Origin of the sequence: Paraburkholderia sp. SEWSISQ10-3 4, from assembly GCF_030464785.1 — a bacterium.
Lineage (GTDB): Bacteria > Pseudomonadota > Gammaproteobacteria > Burkholderiales > Burkholderiaceae > Paraburkholderia > Paraburkholderia aspalathi.
Map to the genome: position 1 here is coordinate 27012 of NZ_JALPRI010000026.1, position 12335 is coordinate 39346.

Below are 12335 nucleotides of genomic sequence, written 5' to 3' on the forward strand. Positions count from 1 at the left end.
TTGTATTAGAACGTTTTTCACGGATCGTCGGAACTAGTGCGTCATTTTCAAAAGAGCGGTAAAAGCGAGCCGAAGAGACGCAAATAACGTGAACCCGAGCGTCTCGCTACCGAGGGGATACGCTTAAATGAACGTTCTGATGATCGATAGTCCGCCGCTATTCGTGGCAGGGGTAGCCGATGTCTTATGGAGACGGGACAGCAGTTGCCAGGTGTGGTCGGCCCAGCGTCCTGAAGACATCTACCGCATCCGGGAAGGCCTGCCGCCGGGAACGGTCGGCGCGGTCACCCTCGAATGGGACGAGCGTGCTGCGCGGATGGGCTGGCCGAAGGTGCTGCAGGACGCCCTGGGGACGGTGCCATGGCTATTCGTGGTGCGCACGGTGTGTCGCCAGGCGATCGCCGATGCGCTGATGGCGGGCGCCTCGGGCATCGTCGAGCGTCATGCGAGCGCGGACGAATTCGCCGATGCGCTCTGCCGCGTCGCCTCGGGTGCGATCTACGTTCCGCCCACTTATGGCCTGGGCGCCGAGCTGGGGCCGGCTCAGGCGCAGTCCAGCGATCGCGCATTCGAGCGTCTGACGCCGCGGCAGCGCGAGGTATTGCGTCTGCTGGCGGAAGGGAAGTCGAACAAGCAGATCTGCCGGGTGCTCAACGTCGCGGAGGGGACCATCAAGAACCACCTGTACGCACTTTTTCGGCAGATCGGCGTCAGCAATCGCACGGAGGCGGCGCTTTGGCTTGCGCGTCACGTGACACCTGAAAACGTGCGCGGCCAGACGCTCTTATGCGTCACGCATGAGTAAATGCCACGCTTGCATCCGGCCCGGCGCACGGGCCGGATGCAAGACCGGCTAGGCCGGTGCAATCTGATGTCCGGCGTCTTCAGCGGCAAGGGTGTCGATGGCGTGCTGCATGGGCGCCGGACTCACGCTGACTTCGCCGGCGAACGGCCGGTCGACAGCTAGCACGAAAAAGAACGCGAGTCCGAGCGTCGTTGCCCAGATGGTCACGAGCCCAAGATGAAAGCGCGTCACGGGCAACACGTACAGCAGCACCAGCGAGAGCGCGCTCGCGATCAGCATGACACCCCACAACGTCACCGGCATGGCGACATCGAGCGCCTGCAGCCGATGCTCCCGAAGCTTGGTCATTTCATTCACACGGGCGAGCACTTCGGTCAGGAGTGCCCGCTCGCGATCGTCCGACGGCACGATCCGGTTGGTCGTCGCGAACATCTTGTCGAATGCGGCCTGGGTTCCGGCATCCGCGCGAGCGTACTGCTGCATTTGCGGCCACTCGTCGCGAACAACGTGCTCGATATAGATGATCAGCTCGCTCCTCGCGGTGAGCGCATCCGGCTTACCGAACGACGCGAGATCGTGAGCGAGTTCGGTGGCACACGCGGCCTCGGACGAGACCGTGCCAGCCGCGGCGTCGTAGGTACCCCAGACCGTAATGGCGGCGAACGCGACCAGCAGCGAATTGATGGTGGTCACCGCGGACATCATCGCCACAGTCATGCCGCGCTGTTCGGCATCGAGTTGAACCGGAAAGCAACGACGAAACAGCAGATAGCCGCCCAAGGCCGCGGCGAGCGTCGCGCCGACGATCAGCGCACCCATCAAGGCGGCGGGCATGTTGTAGAGGAAGAGCATCGTGTCACTCCGGGTCGTTTGGAATGGGGGTAACGGACAGCCGGGCCGGCTCGCCTGCGAGCATCGCGCGGGTGAGATCCGCGAGACGTTGGCGTACGGTGTCGCCGGCATCCGGATGATCGAGCGACTGCTGAAGCTCGAGCAGGCTCGCGGCGATCTCGCTCTGCCATTGCGTGCGTTCGCTCACAGCCTGGGCACGGCGCGTCTGCTGTGCGGCATCCGCGTCGGACGAGCGATCGCCGCGCACGAGTGTGTCGAGCGTGTCGACGAGCCTTTGCAACAAGCGGTGTACGGCAGTTGCCGAGAAGCCGCCGAGCATCGATAGGGCGGGTTTGCCGAAGCTGTGCATGCTGCCCTGATCGAAGAGGCGCGACGGTAGCATCTCTACGAGGATCAACCCGGCAATCAGCCCGAGAATCAGGCGCGCGCCGTAGGATGCGTCGTACTTCGGGTCGTACGTCGACGCGGCGATGTAACGATGCGCCTGAAACAGCGTCGCGAACGATGCACCAAGTCCCGCGCAAAACAGCAGGAACAGCGCATTCCATAACAACTGCGTGCCGTGTGAGTCGAGGAAGCCGCGCTCGACGTTGTCCGCAGAGACATCGGGAGAAAGCCCGGTTGCGACCACGGCGATCAGAAACGCAATCGACGCGACCGTCAACAGCCTGATCAGCGGCACCGGACCGAGCCACGCGAACGGGCGGCCGAGACGGTGCTGCGCATCGAGCAGCGTGACGGCTTGCGGTGTGGCCGGCGCGATGAGCGCGGCCAGTTTCCGGTGGATCGATGCAAGCGAGTGCTGCGAGGTGGCGGCGTAACGAGGCACGTCGCCGACAGTGCCGGGAGGCGGGTTGTCAGGCGCTGTGCCGTCGATCAACGCGCTTAGTAGCGCGATGGTTTCGGGCGCGACGGGCAGACCGTGATGCAACGCGTAGCGCGCCATCGCCTCGCATTCGTCGCGCAATTGGGCCAGCAGTGCGCCGGGCGATGCGCCGTCAGGAGGGGCACTGACACGTGCGGCGCGCAGCCGGAACCGATTGGAAAAATGGTCGATGCCCATTTCAGCCCTCCGGTTCGTTACGGTGGCCGATTGCGGAGCGTGCGGCGCGGCAGGCTCGAGTTAGTAAGCGTTGCAAAGTCATGATGAACGTCCTGCTGTGGAAGAGTGCCGGCGTGCGTGGACGCGATAGACGGCGATGCCACTTTGCGTGTCTCGCGCGCTGTGGACAATCCAGCAGAAGTCATGGATGACGGGGTGACGAAGCGCCCGTGACGGGCGTTCGAGCGACAGCAAAAAAAAGCGGCCTTGCTGGTTTTCAGCAAGGCCGCTTTATTAGTCGTTCAATCGATGCGGTGAAATACCACATCGTCTGTGATATCAGTCGGGTGCCCGTTCCGGATAGCGAAGCCGCGAATGACTGCGGCCGTAGATCCCGTAGACGATGAGCCCGATCACGAGCCAGACGAAGAGCCGCAGCCACGTGACGATCGGCAGCCCCGCCATCAGCAGCAGGCAAAACAGAATCCCGAGGATCGCGATCACCGGCACGCCCGGCGCGCGGAACGGTCTCGCGGCTCCTGCGTCGCTACGGCGCAGATAGATCACGGCGCCGCAGACGAGAATGAACGCGAACAGGGTGCCGATGCTGACCATCTCGCCTAACACGTTGATCGGTGTGAACGCCGCCACAATCGCGACGATCGCACCGATCATTATCTGGCTCAAATGGGGTGTTTGCAGACGCGGGTGGACGCGCGCGAACAGGTGCGGCAGCAGGCCATCTTGTGACATCGTGAAGAAGATACGGCTCTGGCCATATAGCAGCACGAGTATCACGGTCGTCAAGCCGGTCAGCGCGCCGATCTTGATGAGCACGGAAAACCAGGTGACGCCGATTGCATCGACACCTTTCGCGATCGGATCCGGGACGTTGAGCTGGGCATACGGAACGAGTCCTGTCAGCACGCCGGCGACCGCAATGTAGAGCAGCGTGCAGATTATCAGCGAGCCCAGAATGCCGATCGGCATATCGATCTGCGGCTTGCGTGCCTCCTGGGCCGCGGTGGATACAGCATCGAAGCCGATGAAAGCGAAGAACACGACGGCCGATCCGCGCAGAATGCCGCTCATGCCGAAATTGCCGAATTCGCCGGTATTCTGCGGAATGAACGGATGCCAGTTAGCCGGATGCACAAAGAAGGCGCCGATAGCGATGAACGCCACCACCACGGTCAGCTTGATCGCCACCATGATGTTATTGAGCCGGGCGGATTCCTTGGTGCCGAGCACGAGCAGGAGAGTCAGCACGGCGATAATGAAGACCGCTGGCAAATTGACGACACCGGCTACCGTGCTGCCATCGGCCAGCGTCACCGTGGTGCCGGGTGCCGCTGCCATGGTGGGCGGAATGTTGATCCCGACGTTGTGCAACAGGCTCACGATATAGCCCGACCAGCCAACCGCAACAGTCGCCGCGCCCATCGCATACTCGAGGATCAGATCCCAGCCGATGATCCACGCGAATATTTCGCCGAGCGTGGCATACGTGTAGGTATAACTGCTGCCGCAGACCGGCAGCATGGCAGCCAGTTCGGAGTAGCAGAGTCCGACAAAGGCGCACGCAATCCCGCCGAGGACGAACGAAAGAATGATGCTCGGGCCCGCGTAATGCGCCGCGGCCGTGCCGGTCAGAACAAAGATGCCGGCGCCGATGATCGCGCCGATACCCATCGCCGTAATGCTGGGCGCACCCAGCGACTTCGACAGTTGGTTTTCGCCACCCTCCGCGCTTGCGACAATATCCGCGACGGATTTGCGCGCCATATAACTCGTGTCAGCCATGATGAGTCGTCCTGTTCGTATGTGGGTGAATCCGAGATCGAATCGATCTGTGACGCACTGCAATAAGCGACTTCTTTAAAGGCGACTGACACTGTTGATGTTGCGGTTGAGGGGAGGACTAACGAGTTCAGTCTAGTCCGGATTTAATCGAGTGGGTACTGAAGATATAAATTGCGGATGCAGAAACGGCCTTGCGGGCGATCCGCAAGGCCGTCTTTTCAATCTCGAATCCTGATCAATCGATGCCGTGAAACACCGCGTCGTCCGGACCGAGATAAACCGGCGGGCGCCATGCGGCGTCGCGCATCGAATGCTGAACCAGCTTTTCGACGCCCAGCAGCACCGCGAAAATCGCCATCCGCACCGGGATGCCGTTATCGGTCTGGCGGAAAATCGCTAGACGCGAATCGTGATTCAGATCGACGCTCAGATCGTTCGCGCCAGGCCGGCTGTCGCGCGGCAGCGGGTGCATGATCAGCGTGTCGGGACCGCACACGCTGTCCATTAGCGCCTGATTGATCTGGAAGTCCGGCGTATAGCCTTCGAAAGATTCGTCGGTGAAGCGCTCTTTCTGGATGCGCGTGGCGTACACCACGTCGGCGCCGCGCAGCCCGGCGGGCAGATCGTGGGTTTGCTCGATCACATGATCGTTGCGCGAAATCTGCTCGATGATGTAGCTCGGCATTTCGAGCATGGGCGGCGAGATGAGCGTGAACTTGATGCCGCGATACAGCGCCAGCAGCTTGACCAGCGAATGCACCGTGCGCCCATATTTCAGGTCGCCGACCAGCGCAATATGCGCACCGTCGACGATCTTGCCCAGCCGCGAGAACTCGCGCTGGATCGTGTACAGGTCGAGCAGCGCCTGGCTCGGATGCTCGCCCGGGCCGTCGCCGCCGTTGATCACCGGCACGTTGGTGGCGCGCGCGAATTCGGCCACCGAGCCTTGCTCCGGATGGCGGATCACCAGCGCATCCACATAGCCGCTCATCACGCGACTGGTGTCGTAGATCGATTCGCCCTTGGCCATCGACGAAAACGTGAAGCCGGTGGTGTCGCACACCGAGCCGCCGAGCCGGCAGAATGCCGCGCCGAAGCTCACGCGGGTCCGTGTGCTGGCTTCGAAAAACAGATTGCCGAGCACCGCGCCTTCGAGCACGCGGGAGATTTTCCGGCGCCGCGCGATCGGCTGCATGATGTCGGCGACGCGAAACAGCGCCTCGACCGAGTCGCGCGAGAACTGATCGACCGACAGCAGTTGCGGCTTGCCTTCGAACAGCATCTGGCTCGCCAGCGACTGCGAGTCTACGCTTTGCGTATAGTTTTCACCCGGCTCGCCATGCACCACGATTTCCGACACGAAACGCTCCACGATCTCCGGCATGGCCCGCGATTCCTGCGAATCGTCCGGCAAGAGCCATGTGTCCAGCGCACGGCGTGACACGCCGATACGGCTCGCGAACGTCTCGCGGGTCATGTTCATGCGACGCATCGCGTCGCGCAGGAAAGCTTGTTGTGGGACGCTCATGCGGGCACCTGTCGGGAAAGGGCTGCGAACCGGATATGTACGCGGTGCGTATATTAGTTTCCCTGTCGCAGAAGTCAAGCAATTTTGCGAGTTTGGCCAATCCTTCGGCGAACCCGTTTGCCAGCCCGCTTTGCAAACTCGCCCCGGACGCGGTTACACTGCGTGTCATGCATTCCGGCCAAACGCTCCGACTCCGTCCGTCAACCATCGCCCGTCTCGCTTTTGCGAGCGTCGTGGTCGCACGCGCGGGTTTCCCGAGCGTTAGCGCCAAAGCCAAAAAACAGCCGCTCATCTGACCGGAGTTGCTGTTCCGTCAGATGTTGCGACGGAACAGCCGGTCAACGCCCCCTGCGGCATTCCCTGTTTTTCCTCCCTCGCACCGCTGATCGGAATCGATACGGTCGTCATCGAGGTAAAGACATGTCTATTTTTTCGGGTATCTGGGTTCCGCTCATCACGCCGTTCGCCGATGGCGAGGTGGATCACGCCGCGTTGCGCGCGCTGGTGCGCCGCTATGCCGACGCGGGCATCGCCGGGCTGGTCGCGTTAGGCACCACTGGCGAGCCGGCCGCGCTCGACGATGCCGAGCAGGACGCCGTGCTGGCGACGATTCTCGACGAGGCGCGAGCCGCCGCTCACAGCACTCACGGCGCGGACGCACGAGCGCTGCCGGTGCTGGTCGGCGTGTCGGGCAATCACACGGCGAGCATGAAGGAGCGTATCGAGCAACTGAACGCGCTGCCGATCGCCGGTGTGCTGATGGCCGCGCCGTATTACATCCGGCCTTCGCAAGCGGGCATCGTCGGGCATTTCATGGCGCTTGCCGATGCGAGCGACAAGCCCGTCGTGTTGTACGACATTCCGTATCGAACCGGTGTGCGGCTCGAACTCGACACGCTGCTGACGCTCGCCGCGCATCCGCGGATTCAGGCCGTGAAGGATTGCGCCGGTTCGCTCGACACCACGCTCGCGCTGATTCGCGACGGGCGCTTGCAGGTGCTGACCGGCGAGGACATCAATATTTTCAACACGTTGTGTCTGGGTGGGAGCGGGGCGATCGCGGCCTCGGCGCATCTGCGGCCGGAACGGTTCGTCGCGCTGTATCGTGCGCTGTCAGCAGGACGGCTCGACGAAGGACGGCGTATTTTTCATGAGCTCGCGCCGCTGATCCAGGCGTTGTTTGCCGAACCAAATCCGGCGCCGGTGAAGGCTCTGCTCGCCGCGCAAGGCCTGATACGCGACGAGCTACGCATGCCGATGACGCGTGCCGGTGATGCGCTGGTCGCGCGGCTCAGGGAGCTGGAAGGGTTTGATCGGATAGAGGCGCACGCAGCGGTATAGGCAGCTTGAGTGCGGATTCGCTTCGGGCCATCTGTATTTGAGATGATGGTTCGTGATGCCAGTCTAAACGGCCGCGCGCTGCGTCAAACAGTCCCCGGCAGCGACCGGCGTTGCGTGGACGTGTCGTGGCCGAGTACGTCGCCGCGCTGCGTTCTCGATTCGTGTAGTCCGCGCATTTCCCGTGACTCGGCGAGACGCTCCAGCGCGCCGCGGTCGAGCGTGGCGAGCATGTCGCGCTCGACGATCAGATGATGCAGGGCCAGCACGATCAGGCCGATGCTCAGCAGCAGATCGCCTGCAAACACGACGGCATAAAGCGCCGAGGTGGTGCGAGGATTGCCGTACAGCAGCGTCATGTTGGAGCGGTCGAGCAACACGAGCACGAGCGGCACGATGGCATTGAGCGTCGCGATACCGCTGCCTATCGCCACCAGCATACGAGCTGCCCCAAGTTGCGGACGGCGCCGCCGGTAGACCTCATACAGCGTCGCCGCGCGGCACGGCGCAAAAAACAGCGCCAGCAGGCTGGCGCGGACCGCCAGCGGTGCATTCAATGCCAGCACGCTCCCATACAGCACGCAGAACACGGCAGTGACGGCGAGGCCGGCGCGCCACGGCGCCGATGCACCGAACAGATCACGCGTGCCCGTCCAGATCAGAATGCGGCTTTGCAACGCCAGCGTGGCGGTGGCCAGCAACAGCAAATCGCTAGGCCAGATCTTGTGCAACGTGAAGCATGCCGTGGCGGTGGCAAGCAGATAAAAGCCGACGGCCCAGAAGCGGAAGGCGCCCACCTGCGCGAACATACGCGAAAGCGCTGTCGTGATGAGGGCGCTGCACAGGAACGTGATCAGCCACACCGTTTGGAACGTCGCTACGTCAATTTTCATGAAGTCTCCAGCAACCAATCTGTTTGTTCCTGCTTATAGGTAAAACGAGGCGACGCAGCGGGCGCGCCATGATAGGCGAACCGGGTCGCAAAGGTACACGTCTTTCAAACAGATCAGGATGTTCATGCGGCCACCATTCTTGCCCGCAGCAGATCGCCGAAGTCCTCGGCGGTGAGCGGCTTGCCTAACAGGAAGCCTTGCATTTCGTCGCACATCATCGACTTGAGCATGTCGAGCTGCGATTCGGTTTCGACGCCTTCGGCCACCACGTCCATTTCCAGCGAGTGAGCGAGCGCAATGATCGCGGAAACGATCGCGCTGCCTTCCGGTCCGTGCTCGTCGAGCCCGTTGGTGAAGAAGCGGTCGATCTTCAACTGCTTGACGCGAAAGCGTTGCAGATAGGCGAGGCTCGAATAGCCGGTGCCGAAATCGTCGATGGCGATTTCAAAGCCGCTTGCCTGGAACGCGCGGATCATCTCGATGGTTTTCTGCGCGTCCTGCATGGCGACGGTTTCGGTGATCTCGAACATGATCTGCCCGCATTGCACGCCTTCGGCTTGCACGATCTCGAGCATCGTCGCGACGAGGTCCGGTTGCGACAACTGGCGCGGCGACAGGTTGATTGCCACTTTCATCGAGGGCAGGCCCTGGTCGACCCAGCGGCGAATCTGCCGGCACGTCTCGCGCAGCACCCAATAGCCAATCTGCACGATCTGACCCGAGCGCTCGGCAATCGGAATGAACTCGAGCGGCGCCAGTGCGCCGAGTTGCGGATGATTCAGGCGGATGAGCGCTTCGGCACCGGCCAGCGAGTCGCCGCTGCCGTGGAACTTCGGCTGGAAGTGCAGTGAGAAATGGCCGGCGGTGAGCGCCTCGTGCAGCGCGCTTTGAATTTGCAGCGTGCGCGTCGCGGCTTCGTTCATGCTTTGTTCAAAGAAGCGATAGGTGCTGCGGCCCGCGCGCTTGGCTTCGTACATGGCGGCGTCGGCATGCTTGAGCAGCGTGTCGACGCTATCGCCGTCGTAGGGAAAGAGCGCGATGCCGATGCTCGGCATCACCTGCAGCGGCTGCGAATCGGTCCATACGCCCTGGCGCATCCGTTCGAGCACGCCTTCGGCCATCGAGCCGGCGTCTTCCCGTGACGTCAGGTTCTCGGACAGCACGACGAACTCGTCGCCGCCGAGACGCGCGACGGTGTCGCTCTCTCGCACACACAGCAGCAGGCGCTGGGCGAATGCGGACAGCACTTCGTCGCCGGCCGAGTGACCAAGTGAATCGTTGATGGTCTTGAAGCCGTCCAGATCCATGAACAGGATGGCGAACAGCGAACGCTGCCGGCGCGCGCTATGAATGGCGCGGTCGATGCGTTCGGTGAGCGTGCTGCGGTTGGGCAGGCCCGTCAGCGTGTCGAGCGTGGCGAGCCGCACGATCTGTCCGTTCAGCTTTGAGACTGCGCCGACCAGAAAGCTGGTGCGCGCATCGAAACGCGACAGTATTAGCGTGACGATCAGAATCGCAAACGTGAACAGGATCACCGAAGTCGCGAGCCATGCGGCGTTCACGCCCTTGGCCGCGCCGCAGATGGCGCCGGGCGGAAACTCCGCGGCCGCCATGCCGGCGTAGTGCATGCCGCTGATCGCGACGCCCATCACCAGCGCCGCAATGAAACGTTTGCGCAAAACGTGGAGTTCATCATCGTTACTGAGTGCGCGAGCTATCCACAGCGCGGCGGTCGAGGCGCCGATCGCGATCGCCAGCGAGCCGGCGAACCAGGCCGGCTGATAGTGGATGCCCGGCTCCATTTGCATCGCCGCCATGCCGGTGTAGTGCATGCCGGCAATGCCGAAGCCCATCAGCACGCCGCCGGCCACGAGCCGAAGCAGCGTGAGCCGCGCGTGGGTCGTCACGACCAGCGCCAGATACGACGCGCCGATCGCGAGTCCGAGCGAATAAGCCGTGGTCGCGAAATCGTAGCCGAGCGGAATCGGCAGCGAGAAGGCGAGCATGGCGACGAAGTGCATCGACCAGATGCCGACACCGAGCGCGGCGGCGCCGCCGAGACGCCACGCGTGCCGCAAACTGGCCGACGCCAACAGGAAGATACGGCCCGTCAGATCGAGCGCCGTGTACGACGCCAGCGTCGCGACGACGAACGAGAATCCGACCAGCCAAAAATTGTATGAGCTCTGCATGTTAAGTCCAACCGCGAGAGGGAAGCGGCTGAACTTGTTATCGACAGTTGGTGGCGTTTATTTAATTGATTTTCAATATGTTAGTCATGGGGTTTGAGCATCACACGGCTGGCGTGATGTGTACCAGGGTTAATCCTTCGTCGAGCCAGCCCGTAATGCCGCCGATCATCAGTTTGACGGGGCGTCCCAGCTGCGCGAGACGCAGTGCGCCGCGTGCGGCGCCGTTGCAGTGTGGGCCTGCGCAGTAGGTGACGAACAGTGTGTCTTGTGGGTACTCGGCGAGCTTCGACGCCACGATTTTTCCGTGCGGCAGGTTCAGCGCACCCGGCACGTGGCCCTGTTCGAACAGCGCCGGGCTGCGCACGTCGAGCAGCACGAAGCCGGGCGTGCCGCTCGCGAGTGCCGCGGATACGTCCGAGCAGTCGGTTTCGAATTGCAGCGACGCCTGAAAGTGGGCAACGGCGGCGGCGCTATCGGCGGCAGGGATGGCGGTAACGGCGTTGTGGGCTGTGAGGGTGTCGAGCGTCGGCATGGCGAGGTTCCGGTTGGGCAGTGAGCGTGATTGTCTGGCGAAGCGATTCTCGAGCCTTCATTGTCGCGACGCTCCACGTGTCGGGGTAGTGGCGCAATCGTCAATCTCCGGTAACATCACGCCATGCACAATCATCTTGTCGTCGCGCTGGCTTACGACCGGCTCTGTACCTTCGAATTCGGCTGTGTGACCGAACTGTTCGCGCTCGAACGTCCTGAGCTCGGCGTGGACTGGTATCGCTTCGCGGTATGCGCGAGCGAACCTGGTCCGATTCGCGCGGCTGGCGGCATCACCGTCGCCGCGCCGTACACGCTCAGGCTGCTGGATCGCGCTGACACGATCGTGATTCCCGGCTGGCGCGATGCCGACGAATTGCCGCCGGAACCACTGCTGAAAAAAATTCGCGCCGCCTACGAACGCGGCGCGCGCCTTTGCTCGATCTGCTCCGGTGTGTTCGTGCTGGCCGCTGCGGGTGTGCTCGACGGCAAGACCGTCACGACACACTGGCGCTACGCCGACAAATTGCAGCAGCGCTATCCGCAATTGCGCGTGCAGCCGGATGCGTTGTATGTCGACGAAGGGCAGATCATCACCTCGGCGGGATCGGCGGCCGGGCTCGACATGCTGCTGCATCTGGTGCGGCGAGATCATGGCAGCGCGATCGCCAATCGGGTCGCGCAGCGTCTCGTGGTGCCGCCGCATCGAGAGGGCGGCCAGGCGCAGTTCGTGCCGCGGCCGATGCCGCAAGATGAAGGCGGCCGCCTCGCGAAGCTGATGGACTGGGTGCGCCGCCATCCTGCGTTGCCGCACACCTTGCGCTCGCTGGCCGAACGGGCGGCGATGAGCCCGCGTACGCTGCAGCGGCAGTTCCACGACGCGACGGGCATGGCGCCCTACGAGTGGCTGGTGCGCGAACGCGTGGCGATTGCGCGAGAACTGCTTGAGGCGCAGACCCCGCTGCCGATGGCGCGTGTGGCCGAGCTGGCAGGCTTCGGTTCCGAAGAATCGCTGCGGCGGCATTTCCGGCGTATCGCGTTGACGAGCCCAGGCGCGTATCGTAAGAAGTTCGGGATGCCGGCCGGGGTGCAGTGATTCGGCTAGCGGCGCGTCGTTTTTCGTTCTGCTGTTTCCCCTACTGGAACAGTTTCAAACGAACGCATTGCCAATGCGCAAAATCATGTATGACTCGGGTATGACAAGCAGCTTGATGCGTGCCGCATGACCGGTCGAATACGTTTCGTGCAAGCCGCCGTGTATGCTCAAAAGTCACAGAGTGCCGCGTGCCGGGCGTTGCGAGCGAATCGTGCGATAGGCCGCCCGTTTCGCCGCCTTGCAAGGGTTCGCGCAATC

Annotated in this window: 10 protein-coding genes; 3 read left to right on the top strand and 7 right to left on the bottom strand. The window is 62.8% G+C overall.

Annotated features, from left to right (window positions below):
• The first annotated feature begins 127 nt into the window (after positions 1-127).
• Entirely contained in the window at positions 128-805 is a 678-nt protein-coding gene (locus M0D68_RS31760; protein WP_093632956.1) for a response regulator transcription factor, read from the top strand.
• A gap of 48 nt (positions 806-853) precedes the next feature.
• On the opposite strand, the gene M0D68_RS31765 is transcribed toward M0D68_RS31760, so the two are convergent.
• From M0D68_RS31765 to M0D68_RS31780, 4 genes are all read right to left on the bottom strand, one after another.
• Complete coding sequence (locus M0D68_RS31765; RefSeq protein WP_200651571.1) at positions 854-1657, bottom strand: DUF4239 domain-containing protein; 804 nt, start codon at positions 1655-1657, stop codon at positions 854-856.
• A 4-nt stretch (positions 1658-1661) separates the two neighbouring features.
• A complete protein-coding gene (locus tag M0D68_RS31770; RefSeq protein ID WP_266226358.1) occupies positions 1662-2720 on the bottom strand; it encodes a hypothetical protein in 1059 nt (352 codons plus the stop codon).
• 318 nt (positions 2721-3038) lie between these two features.
• Positions 3039-4502 carry an amino acid permease gene (locus M0D68_RS31775; RefSeq protein ID WP_211702718.1) on the bottom strand — a complete coding sequence of 488 codons (1464 nt, stop codon included), beginning with the start codon at positions 4500-4502 and terminating at the stop codon, positions 3039-3041.
• A 235-nt stretch (positions 4503-4737) separates the two neighbouring features.
• Positions 4738-6030, bottom strand: coding sequence for an aspartate carbamoyltransferase (locus tag M0D68_RS31780; RefSeq protein WP_054038849.1), 1293 nt, complete (start codon positions 6028-6030; stop codon positions 4738-4740).
• Between the two features lie 420 nt (positions 6031-6450).
• Here M0D68_RS31780 and dapA point away from each other — a divergent pair, with 420 nt between their 5' ends.
• A complete protein-coding gene (gene dapA, locus M0D68_RS31785) occupies positions 6451-7371 on the top strand; it encodes a 4-hydroxy-tetrahydrodipicolinate synthase (protein WP_211707590.1) in 921 nt (306 codons plus the stop codon).
• A gap of 83 nt (positions 7372-7454) precedes the next feature.
• On the opposite strand, the gene M0D68_RS31790 is transcribed toward dapA, so the two are convergent.
• From M0D68_RS31790 to M0D68_RS31800, 3 genes are all read right to left on the bottom strand, one after another.
• Entirely contained in the window at positions 7455-8261 is an 807-nt protein-coding gene (locus M0D68_RS31790; RefSeq protein WP_093632951.1) for a hypothetical protein, read from the bottom strand.
• 122 nt (positions 8262-8383) lie between these two features.
• Entirely contained in the window at positions 8384-10453 is a 2070-nt protein-coding gene (locus M0D68_RS31795) for a bifunctional diguanylate cyclase/phosphodiesterase (protein WP_266226360.1), read from the bottom strand.
• A 100-nt stretch (positions 10454-10553) separates the two neighbouring features.
• Positions 10554-10985 carry a rhodanese-like domain-containing protein gene (locus tag M0D68_RS31800; RefSeq protein ID WP_266226361.1) on the bottom strand — a complete coding sequence of 144 codons (432 nt, stop codon included), beginning with the start codon at positions 10983-10985 and terminating at the stop codon, positions 10554-10556.
• Between the two features lie 123 nt (positions 10986-11108).
• Here M0D68_RS31800 and ftrA point away from each other — a divergent pair, with 123 nt between their 5' ends.
• Positions 11109-12077: a transcriptional regulator FtrA gene (gene ftrA / locus M0D68_RS31805; RefSeq protein ID WP_266212488.1), complete on the top strand. Its 969-nt coding sequence runs from the start codon at positions 11109-11111 to the stop codon at positions 12075-12077.
• Positions 12078-12335 lie beyond the last annotated feature (258 nt).